The sequence below is a fragment of the Pseudomonas azadiae genome (genome assembly GCF_019145355.1).
In the GTDB taxonomy this organism is placed as follows: domain Bacteria; phylum Pseudomonadota; class Gammaproteobacteria; order Pseudomonadales; family Pseudomonadaceae; genus Aquipseudomonas; species Aquipseudomonas azadiae.
This window is the reverse complement of sequence record NZ_JAHSTY010000001.1, coordinates 2764369-2783874: the sequence shown is the minus strand read 5'-3', so window position 1 is coordinate 2783874 and position 19506 is coordinate 2764369. Positions and strand designations below refer to the sequence as shown.

Genomic DNA, 19506 nt, shown 5'->3' with positions numbered 1-19506 from the left:
CGTCATAGCATTCCCTTGAGACGTTCGATTATCAGGCAGTCAGCCATACAGGTGTATTTACGGCATGCTCATCAAAGCGGTTCTCAGCCGTCTGATCAAACGTGGGTCCTCAAGACAGTCGATAGGACGGACGTTGTCGAGCGCAGGCACTTTGCGTTCAATCCACCAAAGCCCTTCCTTGAGGCCGCGCCTGCCACGCAGCACGACGGCCAAGTCCAGATCACCACCCAACGCCTGCGCCAGGGTACGGGCGTCTTCGTCAAGGTAGTCTTCTTTATAGAGCTTTACCGTACTTTGCCAATCGGCATCACCGGGGTATTCATCTTCAAGTGGCATACTCAGAATCCTGCAAATGATATTAAGTTGCTGCCGGTCGGGTTTCGCGCGGAGGGGGCAAGAATCCCATCATAACCATTGGCTTTTGCCCAGTTGCCGATCTGATGAGTCTCGGTGTATTTGTTTCCGGTAATGCTTTTGAGTGAGACGCCTAATTGTTTGCGCACGTCGGCGCGGGTCAAGTCCAGCACATTGTTTAACTGCACCTTTTTACTGACCAGCACTCGCGAGGACAAGTCGACACCCCAATGGGTGACTTCGCCCAGTGCGGTCTTTCGCGAGTTGGCGCCATACACGCCGCCCAGTCCCTTGGCTGTGTAACGATGCCGGGAGTCCACATTCCACTTGTGCGCCTGCCAGGTCGTTCCGATACGGCCCGGTTCCTCGAACCGATACACCGTGCGGTTGACTTTGCGGCCCTTGGGCGGGCTCGAGCATTTCATCAGGCCCAGCGGGTCGATCCAGCTCAGCGGGTTGGGCGCATATTGATAGAGGTTCAGGCCACCGGCCAAGCCTATAGGGTCTGGCGTGGTGAAGCGGCCGATGTCCGGGTCGTAGAAGCGCAGGGTGTTGTAGTGCAGTCCGGTCTCCCGGTCCAGATACTGCCCCTGAAAACGCAGGTTCTGCTCTTCGATGTAGTAGGGCTCGCGAACCTCCTCGACGGTATTGCCCCAGACCTCGTAACGCGCGTTCCACACCGTATGGCCATCGCTTTCCGACAGTTGCTCGGGCAAGCCATTAAGGTCGTTGTGGTAGTAGCGGATCTTTTGCTGATCGCCAATGCCGTCCACTCGGGCCAGAGGCTCGTAGCCCTCATCGGTATAGATATAGAGGCTGGTTCGTTGATCCTGGTGCTCTTGCAACAACTGCATGGCATCCCAGGTAAAGCGCGTCTGGCTCTGTTGGCGGCCCTTGGAGTCGTAGGTGGTTTTGGCGATACGTCGACCCAGAGGGTCGTAGGTCATCCTGATTACCGACCCATCGTCGTTGCGCACCTCGGCCAGCCGCTGTTCGGCGTCATAGTGGAACTGTTGGAAGCCGCGCCGAGTGCTGCGTTTTTCGACCATCCGGCCAAAACCGTCGTAGCGGTAGCGCTTGTCCTGATAGGTTCGTACAAGGTTGCCCGCCACATGTCCCGGTCCGTCCACCAGATTGGCGGCAGGGTCGTAGGCGAAGGACTCACGTTGCCCTTGCACGCTGTCCTGGCTGGCAAGGATGCGTCCGGTGGCATCGTAGTGCAGCAGTTGGCGCTGTGCCGCCTCGGGCAGACTGTCAACGCGCTCGACCAACTGGTCGCTGGCGTCATAGCCGAAACGCGTCTGCGTTGTCGGTATCAGCATCGATTGGTCCTGCTGGCGACGCTGGCGCGCGCGCAGGCGACCGCTGCGGTCATATTCACTGCGGGTGCTGACACGTCCCTGGGTACGCAGGACTTCTCGGTGCAACCGGTCACGTTCGAAATCACTGACAACCCGCCCATCCAGATTGATCTGGTGCAGATGGCCGCTGCCGTAGCGCAGGCGGTTGAGCCAACGCCCATCGGGGAGCAGGGTCTGGATCAGGTTGCCCGACTCGTCGTAGCGATGCGCCAGGCTGCCGGAGGTACTCTGTTCAAGAATCAACTGGCCAAGGGCGTCGTAACCAAAGCCCAGGGTTTGCTGTTCACCATCATGCGCGGTGAAAGTGATGGCCGTGACTTGATCCAGTGCGTCGTATCGGTATTCGGTTCGTCCATCCAGCGTGTTCTTGGCGACCAATCGACCTGCGGCATCCCGCTCCAGGTCATGAACAAGGGGCGCCTCGGTGTCCGGCGCTGCGGACGTCTGCACCTGGGTGACGTTGTCCAACGAATCGTAGGCGTAGCTTTTGAGGCTGCCGTCCAGGCGGTATTCCTGGGTCAACCGGTCGGCGGCGTCCCAATCGAATCGATAGCGCTCGCCGTTCTCGTTGATCAGACTCTGCAGGCGACCATAGGCATCATGGTTCAACTCCACGCGGCGGCCGTGGGCATCGATACGCAGACGCAAGTGGCCGCTGAGCGTGTGCTGGAAGCAGGTGGTGTGGCCAGCGGGGTCGCTGTAGCCAATCACCTGGCCGCTGGCGTCGCGTTGGTACTCTTCGCTGCGCCCGTCAGGCAATTGCTTGCGGATAAGCCTGCCCTGGTCGTCGTAACTGAAAACGGTGCGCTCGCCGAGCGCATCGGTGCTGGCCAGCAGCAGGCCGCGCGTGCAGTAGCTCAGGCGGGTGCTAAGACCCGAGCAGTCGGTGTGTTCGCTCAGTTGGCCCAGCGGCGTCCAGCGCAGGGTCTTGCGCTTGCCATTGGCGTCAATAATCGCCACGACCTGCCCGTGTGCATCATGATGGTAGGCCGTGACGTGTCCGACCGGGTTGGTTTCGCTGATGCAATTGCCCCGCGCGTCATAGCGGTATCGCCAGGTGTTACCAGCGGCATCGGTTTCCGCCAGCGGCAGTGCCCAATGTTCCAGCCATAGGGTCGATTCGCTGCGCCCCAATGGATCGAGCGTTTCGCTCAGATTGCCGGCTTCGTCATAGCTGAGCTGGTATTGGCCGCCATTGGGATCTGTGGCACCCAGCAGTTGGCTTTCATCATTCCACTGGAAGGCCCAGGTACGTCCCAGCACATCGGTGGCTTCGAGGATCTGGTGCTGCCGATCCCAGCGGCGAGTGCTTACTCGCCCCAGGCCGTCGGTGATGCGCGTAATGCCGGCGTCCAGCTCATAGTGGTACTGGTAGGTGTCGCCCGCGTCGGTCCAATGCCGCACCACGCGCCATTCACGATCATCCACCAGCGCCCATTGATAACAACAGCGCAAACCTGTGGGTAATTGGTGCTCGACCATGCGCCGCCACGCGTCATAGCCGAAGCGGCGCTTGACCTGCCCGTCGGATTGGCGCACGGACGCCAGGTCCCCCTGGCTGTCATAGCTGTAATGCATCAGCACTTCGCGCTGCTCGTCGGGGTACAGCCGCTCGATCTGGCTGATGCGGCGCTGCCAGGTGGCGTCGTAGGTCAGCTCGACTTTGACCAGGTCAAAGGTGTCCCGCAGATGCCGTAACCGGCCGCTGCCGTCATAGTCCAGGTAAATCCGGTTGTCGTTGCGGTCACCCAATTGGCTCAGGCGAAGCAGTGAGGCGTCCTGTGGCGTGGGCTCGAACAACCGATACAGGCCGTCGGCACTTTCGATCAACAATTGGCCGCTCAGGTGGCGTCTGACACTGAGGCCTTCGCCGGCACTGAATACCGCGCCACCCAAGGGGACAGACCCCATGTCGAGGCGCCGTCCCTGCTCGTCGATATAGCGCAGCTGCTCACCGCCATCGGGATGCGGCAGCAGTTCCACGCAGACCTCGTAGGATACGCTCCAGCCGGCGCCGAACAGGCCATCGCGACGCTCGTCGCGGCTGTTGTAGAAGCGCTGCCAGTCGATCGGCATGATGCCGGGCAGGGCAAAATCCAGCTCTTCAGGGCCACCGAGAACCTTGGCGCCGGTACTGGCATGCACCGGGTTGGACGAGCCCATCGCCGCGTTGGCCAAGGCGCCCATCGCCTGGCTGACCACGAAGGAATTGACCCCCGCCAGCAGCATGCAAGGCAGGTTGCTGAGGAACTTGCCCTTGCCGCCTTTGAGCATCATAAGGGCGGTGACAGCCAGGCCAACGCCGGGTGTTTTCCCGCTGCGAATTTCGCGCACCACCACTGAGCCACCGCCGATGGTGACGTTTGGCGAGATCAGCCCCGAAGACACAACCGTTGCGTCGCACGTGCTACGGTCGCCGCTACGTACGGCGGGCTGGCCGTTGACCGTGACTTTTTCCGAACCCTCGGCCAGAAACTGCGGCGGCATCGGCGGATGCTTCATGCACGCCACCAGGTCCAGCGGCTTGGGAACGGCGCCGGACGCTGGCGTGGCAACGGTGGGGCGCCACATCTGCGAGAAGAACCCTTTGGCCATATCCAGGTAGGTGGGCTCTTCGCTGGGTTCCGCCTCGGGCTCTTCGGCTTCGGTGCCCGAGGGGGCAACATGCGACGGCACGGCACCGGCCGCTCGCGCGGCCGGCGTTGAATTGATCAGGGTGTTCGTGGACCCGCTGGTGATCGTCGCCATGACCGAGGGGGGGAACAGCGCATTGCCGATACCCTCGCACATGGCGCTCAAGCCTTTATCAGCCCCGGTCTTGCTCATGGCCACACCCACAATCACACCGACCACGGCGCCCAGCACGCACGCGCCAAGCCCACCGGTGGCGACCGTTATGCCGGTGGCAGCCACGACCGCCGCGGTTGCAAGCGCGGTAATCGCCACATTGGCTGCGACCTCCAGCACACCGCCGAGGATATCGGCCATGACGCTAGTATGAGACAACCCGTCGCCCAGGCGTGCCGCCCAGAGCGCGTCAGACATCGCAGGTGCTCATCACTGTGGCGCGTCGAACGACAAAGACTGCTTGATCAACGCCCAATGCGCCGCCTCGGCATCCCCAAGCTTGTCCGCCTTCACATAACTCAACGCCAGCATCTTGCGCGTACCCGGAATCACCAGCGCAAGCTGATACTGGAACACCTTGTCATTGCCCTTGTTGAACTGGCTGCGCAACTCGATGCCTTCGACTTCCTGCGCCGCGCCCAAACGCACATCCACACCGGGTTGATAACGCAAATCCTGGACCTGTTTCTCCAGGCGCTGGAGCTGGTCATTGAAGTTGCTGTGCAGGGTTTCACCCTCGGCGAGCAGGCTGCGGCTGACGATCAGGGACGTGCCCAGCTCGGGGAACTTGAGGATGTTGATCGTGGCGTCCTGCAGCTCGCCGGCAGGCAATTGAAACTGGAATTCGTTGATTCGATACGTCATGGCAAACAGGTCTCGTCAGGAGCTTTTAGGCGTGGGGAACGCAGCTTTGATATTGGCGTCGATGCTGGCTTTCACGCCCTGGCCATCAGGTGTGGCGCCAGCGCCGCCACCGTTGTTCAGGTGCAGTACACCGCCGGTATTGAACTCGGCATCACCGCTGGCATAGAAACTGATCTGCACGCCGGTGAGGTTGATCTGACCGCTGGCGTTCAGCTCCAGAATGCTTTCGCCGCAGACCAGGCGCAGGTTCTCGCCCACTTCAATCACGTAGCTCTGGCTGATGCTGTCGGTCTTGCGCTGGCCCACCGAAAGAATGTCTTCCTGCTTGACGATGCGCAGGCGGTTGTTGCCAATCGTCACCGTCTCGTTGTGCCCAATGCTCTTGTTGCGGTCATGCCCCACCGAATGGCTCTCATCCACCTCGACCACGATGTCCTGATTACGCTCGGCATGGATATACAACTGCTCCGACCCCTTCTTGTCCTCCATGCGGATTTCATTGAAGTTGGCCGGCGTGCCGCCCTTGCTCGAGCGGCTCTTCATGCCGCTCTGGGTGGCGTTTTCCGGCAGGTCGTAAGGCACCGTCTGCTCGGCGTTGTAGACCCGCCCGGTGATGATCGGCCGGTCGGGGTCACCTTCCAGAAAGCTCACAATCACTTCCTGGCCGATCCGCGGGATCTGCATCGAGCCCCAGTTCTTGCCGGCCCAGGATTGCGACACGCGGATCCAGCAGGAGCTGTTCTCGTTGGATTGATCGTGGCGGTCCCAGTAGAAGTGCACCTTTACGCGGCCGTACTGGTCGGTCCAGATTTCTTCGCCTTTGGGGCCAACCACCAGGGCCGTCTGCGGGCCTTTGACAATGGGCCGATGCGTGTTGGCCAGCGGGCGGAAGCTCTGCTGGGCGTCGATGCAGGTCAGGCTGCTTTCGAACTGCGCCGACCCCGAACCGCCGCCGCTTTCCAGGCTTTCCTGGACGATGTAGTAGCGGGAGCCGACGATCAGGTACTCGCGGTTCTGGTCCTGGCGGCTGAAGCCGGTGAGGCTGAACAGGTGGCCCGATCCCAGGCCCCGTGCATTGCCGGCGAACTCGATCTGTTCGTGCAGGGTTTGCAGGGCTTCGATGCGGGTGCGCGCGTAGTGTTCGCCGTCCTCGCTTTGCACGTAGGTGCCGGGGTAGTCGTACAGCGGATAGTCGCCGGCGGTGTGCGGGCGCGGCATGGCCGAGCGCACGTCGATGCTGGCGCTGGGGCGCTGGAAGTCGTAGTCGTTGAGCTCCAGCGAGCCCGGCTGCACTTCCTGCGCCAGGTGCCAGTTGTGCATGTGGTCGCGTTCGCGCTGCTGCTCGTCCTTGGGGTAATACGGGATCGACGCGTAGCCCGGCACCGTGGTGTGGGCGCCATAGGCGTCGGCCAGTACCAGCACATGGCGGTCCTGCTCATGGCGGAAGAAGTAGTAGATGCCTTCCTGTTCCATCAGGCGGCTGACGAAATCGAAACTGGTCTCGCGGTACTGCACGCAGTATTCCCACTCGCGGTACGGGCGGCTCAGCGCGTCCTCGAAGTCGGAAAAACCCAGGTCGCGGAACACCTGCTTGATGATCTGCGGGATGCTCAGGTTCTGGAAAATCCTGCAGTCCGAGGTGCGGCTCAGCAGCCACAACCAGGGGCGCAGCGTCACCTGGTAACTGGCGAACTGGCCCTGGTCGATGTTCTGGCTGCAGCGCGCGACGATGCCGTGAAAGTGCCGTTCACCGCCGTCCGCCAGTTGCAGGCCCACGCTCATGGGCTTGCCGAGCAACTGGTTGAGGTCGATGTTGGCGTCCAGGGACGTCAGTTGCAGCTCGTAATTGAACAGCCGCCCCAGCTCTTCACCGCCGCCCATTTCATTGAGCAACAGCACATCCGGCCCGAGGGGGCTGGTGATCTTGGCCAGGCGTGAGGCTTGGTTGAATAGCATCGGTTGTCCCGTAAATGTCGTCATCACTGACGGACCGGATCAACTGTGGGAGCTGGCTTGTGTGGGAGCTGGCTTGCCTGCGATAGCATCACCTCGGTGTGCCTGACACACCGAGGTGCCTGCATCGCGGGCAAGCCCGGCTCCCACACTGACCGCATTCCAACAGTCGTTATTCGGCGTCGCTGAAGTCGTAGTGCAATTCATTATCCCGGCTGCTGATCCGCACCCCCGCCAGCGCCTTGCCTTCCAACATGCGCGTGAGGAATTCACGGCTCATGTCCGGCAGCAGGCTGTTGGTGAGGATGGTGTCGATCATGCGCCCGCCGCTTTCGGTTTCGGTGCAACGCGAGACGATGAGGTCGACCACCGCGTCGTCGTAGTCGAAGGCCACCTTGTGGGTATTCTCCACGCGCTTCTTGATGCGGTTCAGTTGCAGGCGGGTGATCGCCTTGAGCATCTCGTCGCTCAGCGGATAGTACGGAATGGTCACCAGACGGCCGAGCAGCGCCGGCGGGAAGATCTCCAGCAGCGGCTGGCGCAGGGCCTTGGCGATTGCTTCCGGCTCGGGGATGTTCGCGGGGTCTTTGCAGACCTGGGAAATCAGCTCGGTACCGGCGTTGGTTGTCAGCAGGATCAGGGTGTTTTTGAAGTCGATCACCCGGCCTTCGCCGTCTTCCATCACGCCCTTGTCGAACACCTGGAAGAAGATCTCATGCACGTCCGGGTGGGCTTTTTCCACCTCGTCGAGCAGCACCACGCTGTAGGGTTTGCGCCGTACCGCTTCGGTCAGCACGCCGCCTTCGCCGTAGCCGATATAACCCGGTGGCGCGCCCTTGAGCGTGGACACGGTGTGGGCTTCCTGGAACTCGCTCATGTTGATGGTGATCACGTTCTGCTCGCCGCCGTACATGGCTTCGGCCAGGGCCAGGGCGGTTTCGGTCTTGCCCACGCCTGAGGTGCCGGCCAGCATGAACACGCCAATCGGCTTGCTCGGGTTATCGAGGCCGGCGCGGGAGGTCTGAATGCGCTTGGCGATCATCTGCAGGGCGTGGTCCTGCCCGATGATGCGTTTTTTCAGGTGCTGGTCGAGGTTGAGTACGGTTTCCAGTTCGTTGCGCGCCATGCGGCCGACCGGGATGCCGGTCCAATCGGCGACCACCGAGGCCACGGCCTGGTAATCCACGGTGGGCAGGATCAGCGGGGTTTCGCCTTGCAGGGCCGTCAGGCGTTGCTGCAGGTCGACCAGTTGGGCGCGCAATTCATCGCTGCCACTGTCCACCACGCCGGCTTTTTCACGCAAGGTCGCACGGGTGGCGAGCAACTCATCCACCAAGGTTTTCTCTTCGGCCCAGCGGCTTTCCAGCGTGGCCAGACGCTCGCGCTCAGCGCTCAACAGCGCCTCGGTGTTGGTTTGACGCGCGCCAATCGCAATGCCGATGGCGTGTTCGCGGGCGATGATCTGCAGCTCGGTTTCCAGTGCTTCGATACGACGGCGGCTGTCGTCCACTTCGGCCGGCACCGCGTGCAGGCTGATGGCGACGCGGGCGCAGGCGGTGTCCAGCAGGCTGACGGATTTGTCCGGCAACTGGCGCGCTGGAATGTAGCGGTGGGACAGCTTCACCGAGGCCTCCAGGGCTTCGTCGAGAATCTGCACCTGGTGGTGTTTTTCCATGGTCGACGCCACGCCGCGCATCATCAGCAGCGCCTTGTCTTCCGACGGCTCGGCAACCTGCACCACCTGGAAGCGGCGGGTCAGCGCCGGGTCTTTTTCGATGTGCTTCTTGTACTCGGCCCAGGTGGTGGCGGCCACGGTGCGCAAGGTGCCACGGGCGAGGGCGGGTTTGAGCAGGTTGGCCGCATCGCCCGTGCCGGCGGCACCGCCGGCACCCACCAGGGTGTGGGCTTCGTCGATAAACAGGATGATCGGCTTGGGCGAGGCCTGTACGTCTTCAATGACCTGACGCAGGCGTTGTTCGAACTCGCCCTTCATGCTGGCGCCGGCTTGCAGCAGGCCCACATCGAGGCTGCGTAATTCCACGTCCTTGAGCGCCGGCGGTACGTCTCCGGCGACGATGCGCAGGGCGAAACCTTCGACGACGGCGGTCTTGCCCACGCCGGCTTCACCGGTGAGGATCGGGTTGTTCTGGCGACGACGCATGAGGATGTCCACCAGTTGGCGGATCTCTTCGTCACGGCCCACGATCGGGTCGAGCTTGCCGCTGCGGGCTTGCTCGGTCAGGTCGACGGTAAAACGCTTGAGCGCTTCCTGCTTGCCCATCGCACTCGGCGCCATCGCACCGCTGGCTTCACCCGGCACCGCACCGGCATTGAAACCGTCGCTGGCGCTCAGGGCGTTTTCCGGCGAGTCGCCGACGTATTCGTCAAACCGTTCGCTCAGGGCTTCGGCCTTGATCTTGTCGAACTCCGAAGACAGGCCCAGCAGCGCATGGCGCAGGCTCGGCGTCTTCAAGATACCGAGCACCAGGTAGCCGGTGCGCACCTGGCTTTCGCCGAACATCAGGCTGCCGTACACCCAGCCGCGCTCCACGGCTTCTTCGACGTGGGAGGACAGGTCGGTGATCGAGGTCGAGCCGCGCGGCAGGCGGTCCAGGGCTTCGGTCAGGTCGCGGGCCAGGCGCGCCGGCTCAAGGTTGAACTGCCGGATCAGGCGGTGCAGGTCCGAATCCTGCAGTTGCAGCAACTGGTGAAACCAGTGAGCCAGTTCCACATACGGGTTGCCCCGTAGTTTGCAGAACACGGTGGCGGCTTCGATGGCCTTGTAGGCCACGCTGTTGAGTTTGCCGAACAGTGCGGCGCGACTGATTTCACCCATGCTCTGGATTCCTTGAGGTGGTGGCTTGATCGGCGTAGTGCCGGGCCAGGATTAGGTCGTTGGCGTCATGCGCAGGTTGGCCGAGCCAGGTGTTGAAGCCCAGGCGGAACTGGCCGTTGAGTTGCAGCGCCGGGACTTCGGGTTGTTGCAGAACCAGGTTCAGGTCCCAGTCCAATTCATGGCCCAGGTACTCGGCCACCCACGCCACCAGTTCGTTGAACGGCTGGTGACCGGGCAGCATGCCCATGTAGTCATCCAGCTTGAGCGGGCCCAGGCGGATGCGGAATTTGTGCTGGCGGTCCCACACGAAACTGCCCAGGCAAAAGTCCATGCCCAGGCGGCTGGCGCTCACGCCGACGCGGCTGCGCTCGGGCAGCTCCAGCCATTGGCCGACGTACTCTTCGATCTGCACCGGCAGGCCGAAGTACTCGCTTAGAATGGCCTTCAAGCCGTCCGGGTAGCGGGTTTGCGCCGACAGGTGGCCGCTGTAATGCAGCTTCGCCGTGTCCGGGATGAGCCCCTGATTCAGCAGGCTCGGCATCCCGCGGCCACTCAAGGCCGCGAGGCGCGCGGACCAGTAGTCATCGTCCGGGCGGTCATGGCTGACCGTCGGCCGCGCTTCGGCCCAGGCCCGGTAGAACAGGCTGAGCAGGCGATGGTGGAACACGTCCAGGAACTGCTTGCTGGTGCTGTCGGCATGGTTGCGCTGGCGCTCGCGCACGTACTCGGTGATATGCAGCGGTAGCGGGCCATTGGGGCCGCCAAGACCAAAAAAGAACTGCTCCAGCCGCGCCGGCTTGCCGTCGCCGCCGGCGTCGACCGAGGCCAGGGTGGCCGGCGCGAAGGTGCATTCGGCCTGCTGGCCCAGGCGCAGCGGGTCATCCGCCAGGCGCAGGGAATGGCCCAGGCGCGGCAGTTGCGGCGCTTCGCACTCGATACGCCGCAGCGCCTGGAAGAAATCGTATTCCCAGGGCTCCTGGTGCATCGCATCCAGGGTACTCACAGGGTCGGACGCCGTCCGGGCTTGGCTTTCCATCGCTTGATCTCGCCGCGTTCGGTGGTACGGATCACCGTCTCGGTAAAACTGTTGATCGACACGTAGCGTGCCAGGAAGCGTTCCAGAACGGCACCGAGCAGGAACACGCCGGTGCCGCGAAACGCGTTTTCATCGAATTCCAGGGTGATCTCCAGCCCGCGTCCAAACACGATTGGGCCAGGCATCGGCAGGCGTCGTGTCACGGCTTTGCTGCTGACCTCGCGCAGGCCTTCGATCTGCAATTGCAGGGCGGCGTCGTTGCTGTCGCCGTACAGGCGCAGCAGTTCGCGCAAGGCGCCGGCGCCCTGGCCCTGTTCGCTCAGCGAGAGGTAATTGAGCGAGAGCTGGCTGATCAGGCGCCAGGCCTTGGCGTCATGGGCATGGCTGGGGCGCGGGCGGCTTGGGCCTGCCACACAACGCACGGCCAATACCGGCGCGCTGTCGGCCAGGGTGAAGTCGGTCTTGCCATTGCCCACGGTCATGAACAACGGCAAGTCGCGGTTGGTGCACAGCGCGGTCACGCCGAGTTGGCGCAGGTCATGGCGGTACGGTGCTTGCGCGCTGTCCACCAGGCTGACAAAGGTCTCGCTGCCCACATAAGTCGAGCGCGGCCCGTTGCGGCGCTGGTCGCTGGACAGCACGCGCGGTTCGCGGCGCACGGTGTAATAGGCGCGGTCGCGACCGTAGCGCGACGGATCGCGCACCGCATAAAACGGCAAAAACGGCTGTTCCGGCCCGGTGCCGTGGCCAGTGAGGCCGGTCAGGGAGTGGATCTCGAAATCCATCGGCCGCGTGCGATCGGCGATTACGTGGTGTTCGTTGACCCGGTCGGACAAATGGATACGGTCCACGCGCTTTGGAAACAGGTTGATGGCCGGGGTGCAGAACGGCAGGAACTGCGACGCGCCGACACTGCCTTCCAGGCTCGGTTCGTGGCGGTCGAACAGCACGATCAACTCCAGCTCCTGGCCGTCGCAGCGTTTGACCGCGCGGCTCAGCTCGGCGAACTCGACGAACAGGAAGCGGTGGGGCAGGGCGAAGTATTCCTGCAACAGCCGATAGCCCTGGAACGCACGCGCGACTATCGGCATGGCCGCATCCGCATCGTCGAAACCGCGTGAGCGCAGCGCGTCCGGTGGCAGGCGCTCAACCCAATCACCGCCTGGCTTGCGCGCGAACACCGCGCAGGCATTGCCCAGCAATTGTTCGTAGAGGCGAAACGGTTGCTCGTCTGCGCCGCTGAGGTACAGCGGCAGGTTGTCCAGGTCGAGACTGTTGAACGGCAGTTCGGCGCCGGTGCGCAGGGTCAGGCGCAGGCCGGCCTTGGCTTTCGGCTCGCTGGCGGCCAGCCGGCCGAGAACGGCGGCGGGGTTGCCGAAGTACTCGGCGCTGCTGACTTGCAACGGCCATAACGTCACCGGGTGCGCGGTGCGGTACTCGCAGCACGTCTGGGTTTCACGGCCCAATGCAGCACGCAAGACGGTGTCGCGGGGCAGGGGGAAGCCGCTGCTCAGGGAGCCTTCGTCCGGATCGGTCTGCAACTGCACCACGGTCATCGACGGGGTTGGCGCCAGGTAGTGCGGGTAGGCGATTTCCAGCAGATTATGGGTGAAGGTCGGGTACTCGGCGTCGAGCTTGAGCTGCACGCGGGCGGTGAGGTAGGCAAAGCCTTCAAGCAAACGTTCGACGTACGGGTCGGCGCAGTCCATGCCGGACAGGGTCAGCCGACTGGCGATCTTCGGGTATTCCTTGGCGAACTCGGCGGCGCTTTCGCGCACATGGTGCAGTTCCTGGTTGTACAGTTCCAGCAGGCGCGGGTTCATGGGCGTCTCCGCTGGTCGGCATTCACCACGCGTACGTGGCCCGATTCCAGGTCCAGGTCGGTTTGCAGCAGCAGGCGCAACGGCACCGGTTGCGCCCACAGGTCGCCTTCAATCTCGAAACTCAGGGCGTTGTGGTTCATCTCGCCTTGGCCGACACGGGCCTTGACCCGCAGGGTATGGCGCAGGATGCGCGGTTCGAAGGTGGCGATAGCCTGGTAGATCAAGGCTTCAAGCGCCTTGATATCCACGCTGGAAACGCTGTTGCCCGCCAGCGCCGGCAGGCCATAGTTGACCACCGAGGTGCCGGCCGGGGTGTGCAACGTCGCATCGGCATCGAGCAAGGACGTGGTGTTGAGCAGCCACGCCAGGTCGCGCAGGACCGAGGCTTTCAATTGGGTCAGGGACAGCACGCGTTTGTCGGCGCTTTCCTTGGGATTGGTTGGATCGTCGTCGGTCAACCGGTCCAGCAGGGACGGTTGCAGACGGTCGCGGGAAGCGATTTCAGTTACCACCAAAGCAGCTCCACGGACGGGTTGCGAGAAAAACAAAGTGCTGCATTTGAGACCTGGTGCCGTGGCGCGCGGCCACGGCACCAAGGGTTATCAGCGCTTGGTGTTGGAGCGGATGTTCCAGCCAAACTTGATCGGGCCGCCGTCTTTGGTGCCGTCGGCTTTCTGCGGCTGGTAGTCGACCATCACTTGGGCGAAGTTGAGGGTGACGTTCTCGGTCAGGCGGTCATCGGTGCCCGAACCGCCGGTGCTCAGCGAGGTCACCAGCACTTCTTCCAGGTTGATCACCATGTACTCGACCTGGCTCTCGCCACCGGCCTTGCGTACGGTGAGCTTGACCTTGTCGATGTGCTTGCCGCTGGCGCAGTGCATCATCAGGTTCGGCGAAGCCTTGTCGACGTACTTGGTCAGCGACAAGTCCTGGATATTCACCTTGCCCGCGCCGCCGCCGCCGCCCACATGCATGTTGCCGGACTGGGCCATGCCCCAGCTCCAGTTCAGCACGTCGATTTCGTCCTTGTGGGCTTTGTCCATGGACTCGCCCTTGATGTCGCCGATCTTGATGAAAATATCAACAGCCATGATTTCTCCCTGTGTGGACTCAGCCACGATATTTGTTTAAGCCCAATGGGCAATGCTTTTCTGTGGGAGCTGGCTTGCCTGCGATGGCATCACCGCTGCCTGGCTGGCAAACCGAGGTGCCTGCATCGCGGGCAAGCCCGGCTCCCACAGAAGAGCGGGTTCAACCGTACTTATGCGCCTTTGGCGGAAGGCAATTTCGATACCAGGCGCAGCGACACCGTCAGCCCTTCAAGCTGGTAGTGCGGGCGCAGGTAGAACTTGGAGTTGTAGTAACCCGGGTTGCCTTCCACTTCTTCCACGATCACTTCGGCAGCCGCCAACGGATGCTGGGCCTTGGTGGTTTCGGTGGAGTGCGCAGGGTCGCCGTCGACGTAGTTGAGGATCCAGTCCTGCAACCAGCGCTGCATCTCGTCCTTCTCTTTGAAGGAGCCGATCTTGTCGCGCACGATGCACTTCAAGTAGTGCGCGAAACGGCAGGTGGCGAACAGGTACGGCAGGCGCGCGGCCAGGTTGGCGTTGGCGGTGGCGTCCGGGTCGTCGTATTCGGCCGGCTTCTGCAGCGACTGCGCGCCAATGAACGCGGCGAAGTCGGTGTTTTTCTTGTGCAGCAGCGGCATGAAACCGTTCTTCGCCAGTTCCGCTTCACGGCGGTCGCTGATGGCGATTTCGGTCGGGCACTTCATGTCCACGCCACCGTCATCGGTAGGGAACGTGTGCGCCGGCAGGTTTTCCACTTCGCCGCCGGACTCGATGCCACGGATGCGCGAGCACCAGCCGTAGTGCTTGAACGAGCGGTTGATGTTCACCGCCATCGCGTACGCGGCGTTGGCCCAGGTGTACTTGGAGCTGTCGGCGCCGTCGGTGTTTTCTTCGAAGGCGAAGGCTTCCACCGGATCGGTCTTGGCGCCGTACGGCAGGCGCGCCAGGAAGCGCGGCATGGTCAGGCCGATGTAACGCGCGTCTTCCGATTCACGCAGCGAGCGCCAGCCGGCGTATTCGGGGGTGGTGAAGATCTTGGTCAGGTCGCGCGGGTTCGACAGCTCTTGCCATGAGCCCATGCCCATCACGGTCGGCGAGGCTGCGGCGATGAACGGGGAGTGCATGGCCGCGCAGACTTTGGACAGCTCGCCCAGCAGTTCCACGTCGGGTGGCGACTGGTCGAAGTAGTAGTCGCCTACCAGGCAGCCGTAAGGTTCGCCGCCGAACTGGCCGTATTCTTCTTCGTACATCTTTTTGAAGATCGGGCTCTGGTCCCACGCGGTGCCCTTGAATTTCTTCAGGGTCTTGTGCAGTTCCGGCTTGGCGATGTTGAGCACGCGGATCTTGAGTTGCTCATCACTCTCGGTGTTATTGACCAGGTAATGCAGGCCACGCCAGGCGCTTTCCAACTGCTGGAAATCCGGGTGGTGGATGATCTGGTTGACCTGGGCGGTCAGTTTGGCGTCGATGGCGGCGATGATCGATTCGATCGACTTGATCGCGTCATTGGACACCAGGTCGGTCTGTGCCAGGGCCTGTTCGGCCAAGGTGCGCACAGCGGTTTCCACGGCTTCGCGGGCACGCTCGGTCTTGGGTTTGAATTCTTGCATCAACAGCGAGGCGAACTCACTGGTTTCTTCGGTGGCGCCCAGGTTCAGCGCGCCTTCGCGTACGGTATTGTCGGTCATGATTACTGGTCCCCTGCAGGCTTGGGCGCGCTGGCAAGTGCCTGAAGCAGTGCCGGGTCCTTGATTGCCTTCATGATGATTTCTTCAGCGCCGGTCTTGCCGTCCATGTAGGTCAGCAGGTTGGCCAGCTGTGTACGGGCTTCGAGCAACTGGTTCAGCGAGTCGACCTTGCGGGCCACGGCGGCCGGGCTGAAGTCGTCCATGCTTTCGAAGGTGATGTCCAGGCTCAGGTTGCCTTCGCCTGTCAGCTCGTTGGGCACGTGGAACGCCACGCGCGGCTGCATGGCCTTGAGGCGCGAGTCGAAGTTGTCGACGTCCACTTCAAGGAACTTGCGGTCGGCCACCGGCGCCAACGGCTCGGCAGGCTTGCCGGCGAGGTCGGCCATCACGCCCATCACGAAGGGCAGCTGGACCTTTTTCTCGGCGCCGTAAAGCTCGACGTCGTACTCGATCTGCACTCGAGGCGCGCGGTTGCGCGCGATGAATTTCTGAGAACTTTGCTTCGCCACGTTGCTGCTCCTGGTCGCTTAGCGACGGTGTTGTTACTGCACAGTCGGGCGGCTTACTCGCCGTCCGGGCCGCGCAGGTTTTCAAATTGGGACATGCCATCGGGAATCAGATTGCGCACGATGGCCGCGAAGTCGGCGTGCACCAGATTTTTCGCCCGGTTCAACAACACCGGCAGCGGGCTCGAGGGCTCGTGCCGGGTGTAGTACGCAAGGATCTTGTCGAGGCTGCGCAACACGTCATCGCGGCTGGCGATATCACCGGCCGGGCGTGGTGCTGCGGGAGCGGCGGTGGCGAAATCGGCCGAGGGGGCACGGTCGTCACTGACCGCCTCGGGTTCGCCGCTGCTGTCGCTGCCCGGCACCGCCTGATTTAGGATGTGCAGCGCCTGCTTGAGCGGTTGCTTCAAGGCCGTGAGGTCCACGCCCTGGGCGGAACCGACCTGCTCGTTGACCTGTTGTTCGATGGCTTCGCACGCTGCACGCGCTGCACTCAAGGCGTCGCGTGTGGCTTGCAGTTGCTCGGGGTCGCTGTCGAGGAACGCGGCGTTGAGTTGCTGGGCGCCGAGTTGTTCATCGGGGAAGCTCAGCAGGCCACTGGCGTTGAGTGCCGCGCGCAGGCTGACGGGGCCAAAGGTGCGCGAGCGCGTGAGGATACTTTCGCGCAGCAGGCGAATGTTCGTGTCGCAGGTCATGCCGGTAAGGGCATTGATGCGCACGGTAGGGTCGTTATCGTCGTCGGCATCCAGGCGCGGGTGCAGGTCGGCCCAGTAATCGCGCAACAACGCGTTGATCAACCCCAGGGCCTCGGCCAGGCCGGCCACGCCCTGGAGGGCGAGGGCGCTTTGCAGCAGGAAATGGGTGATGCGCAGGTCTTTGCTGCGCGACAGCAAGTCGAGGCTTTGCTGCTGAATGCTGCGCCACTCCGGCGGTTCGGCGGGCAGGATCGAGTCGCCCATGCTGCGCTCGGGCTGGCCCTTGGCATCACGTTCCAATTGCAGAAATTGCGCGTCATATTCCATGTCTTCACCACAGGGCGAAGTCGCGGAAACGGCGGTGAGCAGCAACGGCACATCCACTGAAATCGATCTCCCTATCGGCCCGTTAGATGGCGGGCGGTTCATGCATTAGTTGCGCGAGGAACTTTGCATGTTTTCTTGGTCATATAAACAACGCGCCACTAATGTGCCATCATTGGAATGCAAGAAGTTGTGCATTTTTGGTGTAGTACTTATGCCTTGTCAAGGTAAGCTATTCGCCCTGTGTGACAGATGTGCGGTGCTTAACAACCTGTGCGACTGATGGGTCGAACGGCGCACCGGCACGGGATTTTTGTCATAGAGGCCAGTTAAGATCAGCGATCACGCTGGGCATTGGCAGGTTTAGACGGTCGAAACTCGGCCGATGGGGATATCCCGGGAAGCGCTGTCCCGGGAATCGACCGCGCGCGAAGTATCAGCAAGGAGGCAAGATGTCGCTGTGTTTGACTATCACTAGTTATCACAAGATTACCCCTGGGCAGTGCGCCGAAAAGTCCATGAGCCAGGGCTCGATGGCTATCGGCCGCAGCTCGGATAATGACTGGGTACTGCCAGACCCAGAGCGCCTGGTCTCCTCGCAACATTGCGTTATTCAATACAAAGACGGCCGTTATTACCTGACCGATAACAGTACTAACGGTGTGGAGTTGGTCAAGGCCGGTGTTCGTATGCGGCGGGGCAACAGCGAGCCGTTGCAGGACGGTGAGTTGATCCGTATCGGCGATTACGAGATTCAGGCGCGTATCGATTTCAACGTGCAGGCCGTCGACAGCCAGCCGTTTGCCGGCGAATCACCCAACAGCTTTGAAGCGTTGATGGGCGCCGTGGTGAACACGCCCACGCCCGTGCCGGCGATCGCGCCGCAGTTCCAGAGCGCGTCCTCGATGGATACGCTGCCGGACCTGTTTGATTTTCTCAGTCCCACCGCCGTGCCGCCGTCGACCGTGCCGGACCACGTGCCTAGCGAGCAGCACGACTTCCGCCCGCCAACGCCGGTTACCGTGCCGGTGGAACAGGCGCCTGTGACGTCAGGCGCGGTGATCCCCGAGGATTGGGACCTGTTTGGCGACGCGCCTGCACCTGTGATCAGCGCACCTGTATCACCCCCACAACCGCCGCCGCCTGCACCAGTCATCCAGCCGCCACCCGTGGTCGAGCCCGTGCTTCCCGTGGCGGACAACCAGCAACCCGACCTCCTGCAAGCCTTCCTGCGCGGCGCTGGCCTCGACCAACTGCGCCTGGACAAGGCTCAGGCGCAGGCTCAGATGGAGAGCATCGGCCGTAGCTACCGCCTGATGGTCGAAGGCCTGATCGACGTGTTGCGAGCCCGCGCCAGCCTCAAGGGCGAGTTCCGCATGCAGCAGACGATGATCCAGCCCGCCGAAAACAATCCGTTGAAATTCGCGCCGAATGCCGATGAAGCACTGCTGCTTTTGCTGCGCCATGGCAACCAGGCGTTTATGGCGCCGGACCTTGCCGTACGCGACAGCTTCGACGACCTGCGTGCGCACCAGTTGGCGGTGATGGCCGGCGTGGAGGCGGCGATCAAACACCTGCTCGGTCGCTTCGAGCCGGCGCAATTGGAAGAGCGCATGGGCAAACCCGGCGGGTTGTCGAGCCTTTTCAACGGCTCGCGCCAGGCCCAGTACTGGCAGCAGTTCACCGAGCTCTATAGCAATATTTCCCGCGAGGCCCAGGAAGATTTCCAGGACCTGTTCGGCCGCGAATTCAGCCGGGCCTACGAAGAACACAGCGCCCGACAGCGTCGGTAACCGCGCCGCAACACATGGATTAACGGATAGCCAAGTACGTCATTGAGGACGCAGGATGATTCCCAGGTTTTTACTCGCAGTTGCCACACTGCTTCTGCTGACGGCGTGTGCCAAAGACGCCGCCAAACCCGAAGCGCCTGCCGAAGCAGAAGCTGAAGCAGACACGGCTGCCGTCGAGCTGCACTTCCACGCGATCAGCGGGCTTAACCCCGGTGCCGATGGCCAGGCCGCGCCGGTGCGGGTGCGCATCTTCGAGCTGAAGAACGCCGCCACGTTCGCCCGTTCCGACTATTTCGCCCTGGCGGACCGCGCGCAATCGACCCTCGGCCTGGACCTGCTGGACCAGGACGAAGTGGTGGTGCAGCCCGGCGCGCAACTAAGCATTCAGCGCGACCTCGACCCGTCCACCCGTCAGATCGGGCTATTGGTCGGTTATCGCGAGTTGGACCGCGCGCAATGGCGCACGGTCATCAACGTGCCCGCGCGCCAATACACCGAATACCAGATCAGCCTCGATGTGCGTGCCGTGCGCGCCGACGTCGTGGCCTCCCCATCCAGCCCTGCCCAATAAGAAG

General features: G+C 62.5%; 14 protein-coding genes. 2 read left to right on the top strand and 12 right to left on the bottom strand.

Annotated features, from left to right (window positions below; translation table 11 throughout):
- Positions 1–57: 57 nt before the first annotated feature.
- The 12 genes from KVG91_RS12720 to tssA all read right to left on the bottom strand — a co-directional run bounded on the left by KVG91_RS12720 (position 58) and on the right by tssA (position 17198).
- A complete protein-coding gene (locus KVG91_RS12720) occupies positions 58–336 on the bottom strand; it encodes a hypothetical protein (protein ID WP_169376379.1) in 279 nt (92 codons plus the stop codon).
- A gap of 2 nt (positions 337–338) precedes the next feature.
- The gene (locus KVG91_RS12715; RefSeq protein WP_169376378.1) at positions 339–4760 is read right to left on the bottom strand and encodes an RHS repeat-associated core domain-containing protein; all 4422 of its coding nucleotides are present in this window, start codon (positions 4758–4760) and stop codon (positions 339–341) included.
- A gap of 12 nt (positions 4761–4772) precedes the next feature.
- The gene (locus tag KVG91_RS12710) at positions 4773–5207 is read right to left on the bottom strand and encodes a DcrB-related protein (protein WP_169376377.1); all 435 of its coding nucleotides are present in this window, start codon (positions 5205–5207) and stop codon (positions 4773–4775) included.
- Positions 5208–5222: 15 nt separating this feature from the next.
- Positions 5223–7163, bottom strand: coding sequence for a type VI secretion system Vgr family protein (locus tag KVG91_RS12705; RefSeq protein WP_169376376.1), 1941 nt, complete (start codon positions 7161–7163; stop codon positions 5223–5225).
- 169 nt (positions 7164–7332) lie between these two features.
- Positions 7333–9996: a type VI secretion system ATPase TssH gene (tssH, locus tag KVG91_RS12700; protein WP_169376375.1), complete on the bottom strand. Its 2664-nt coding sequence runs from the start codon at positions 9994–9996 to the stop codon at positions 7333–7335.
- A complete protein-coding gene (tssG, locus tag KVG91_RS12695) occupies positions 9989–11032 on the bottom strand; it encodes a type VI secretion system baseplate subunit TssG (RefSeq protein WP_169376374.1) in 1044 nt (347 codons plus the stop codon). Before tssG ends, tssH begins: the two co-directional genes overlap by 8 nt.
- Positions 10996–12855: a type VI secretion system baseplate subunit TssF gene (gene tssF / locus KVG91_RS12690; protein ID WP_169376373.1), complete on the bottom strand. Its 1860-nt coding sequence runs from the start codon at positions 12853–12855 to the stop codon at positions 10996–10998. The genes tssG and tssF overlap by 37 nt, the downstream gene beginning before the upstream one ends.
- Positions 12852–13367 (bottom strand): type VI secretion system baseplate subunit TssE, encoded by a 516-nt coding sequence (gene tssE, locus KVG91_RS12685; protein ID WP_042945974.1) that lies wholly within the window; start codon positions 13365–13367, stop codon positions 12852–12854. Before tssE ends, tssF begins: the two co-directional genes overlap by 4 nt.
- Before the next feature lie 90 nt (positions 13368–13457).
- Positions 13458–13946 carry an Hcp family type VI secretion system effector gene (locus tag KVG91_RS12680; RefSeq protein ID WP_034116443.1) on the bottom strand — a complete coding sequence of 163 codons (489 nt, stop codon included), beginning with the start codon at positions 13944–13946 and terminating at the stop codon, positions 13458–13460.
- A 170-nt stretch (positions 13947–14116) separates the two neighbouring features.
- Positions 14117–15613 (bottom strand): type VI secretion system contractile sheath large subunit, encoded by a 1497-nt coding sequence (gene tssC / locus KVG91_RS12675; RefSeq protein ID WP_076952065.1) that lies wholly within the window; start codon positions 15611–15613, stop codon positions 14117–14119.
- A gap of 2 nt (positions 15614–15615) precedes the next feature.
- Positions 15616–16122 carry a type VI secretion system contractile sheath small subunit gene (gene tssB / locus KVG91_RS12670; protein ID WP_010207547.1) on the bottom strand — a complete coding sequence of 169 codons (507 nt, stop codon included), beginning with the start codon at positions 16120–16122 and terminating at the stop codon, positions 15616–15618.
- 53 nt (positions 16123–16175) lie between these two features.
- Positions 16176–17198: a type VI secretion system protein TssA gene (tssA, locus tag KVG91_RS12665; RefSeq protein WP_169376372.1), complete on the bottom strand. Its 1023-nt coding sequence runs from the start codon at positions 17196–17198 to the stop codon at positions 16176–16178.
- Positions 17199–17590: 392 nt separating this feature from the next.
- Here tssA and tagH point away from each other — a divergent pair, with 392 nt between their 5' ends.
- Together tagH and tssJ are read left to right on the top strand one after the other, a co-directional pair.
- Entirely contained in the window at positions 17591–18931 is a 1341-nt protein-coding gene (tagH, locus tag KVG91_RS12660; RefSeq protein WP_169376371.1) for a type VI secretion system-associated FHA domain protein TagH, read from the top strand.
- A 55-nt stretch (positions 18932–18986) separates the two neighbouring features.
- Positions 18987–19502, top strand: a complete 516-nt coding sequence (tssJ, locus tag KVG91_RS12655) for a type VI secretion system lipoprotein TssJ (protein ID WP_076952062.1) — start codon at positions 18987–18989, stop codon at positions 19500–19502.
- Positions 19503–19506 lie beyond the last annotated feature (4 nt).

What these genes read in the sequence shown, in the direction of transcription:
- KVG91_RS12720 (WP_169376379.1), bottom strand. Translation starts at nt 336, where the DNA reads ATGCCACTTGAAGATGAATACCCCGGTGATGCCGATTGGCAAAGTACG.
- tssH (WP_169376375.1), bottom strand. Translation starts at nt 9,996, where the DNA reads ATGGGTGAAATCAGTCGCGCCGCACTGTTCGGCAAACTCAACAGCGTG.
- tagH (WP_169376371.1), top strand. Translation starts at nt 17,591, where the DNA reads ATGTCGCTGTGTTTGACTATCACTAGTTATCACAAGATTACCCCTGGG.
- KVG91_RS12680 (WP_034116443.1), bottom strand. Translation starts at nt 13,946, where the DNA reads ATGGCTGTTGATATTTTCATCAAGATCGGCGACATCAAGGGCGAGTCC.
- tssC (WP_076952065.1), bottom strand. Translation starts at nt 15,613, where the DNA reads ATGACCGACAATACCGTACGCGAAGGCGCGCTGAACCTGGGCGCCACC.
- KVG91_RS12715 (WP_169376378.1), bottom strand. Translation starts at nt 4,760, where the DNA reads ATGTCTGACGCGCTCTGGGCGGCACGCCTGGGCGACGGGTTGTCTCAT.
- KVG91_RS12710 (WP_169376377.1), bottom strand. Translation starts at nt 5,207, where the DNA reads ATGACGTATCGAATCAACGAATTCCAGTTTCAATTGCCTGCCGGCGAG.
- tssG (WP_169376374.1), bottom strand. Translation starts at nt 11,032, where the DNA reads ATGGAAAGCCAAGCCCGGACGGCGTCCGACCCTGTGAGTACCCTGGAT.
- tssF (WP_169376373.1), bottom strand. Translation starts at nt 12,855, where the DNA reads ATGAACCCGCGCCTGCTGGAACTGTACAACCAGGAACTGCACCATGTG.
- tssJ (WP_076952062.1), top strand. Translation starts at nt 18,987, where the DNA reads ATGATTCCCAGGTTTTTACTCGCAGTTGCCACACTGCTTCTGCTGACG.
- KVG91_RS12705 (WP_169376376.1), bottom strand. Translation starts at nt 7,163, where the DNA reads ATGCTATTCAACCAAGCCTCACGCCTGGCCAAGATCACCAGCCCCCTC.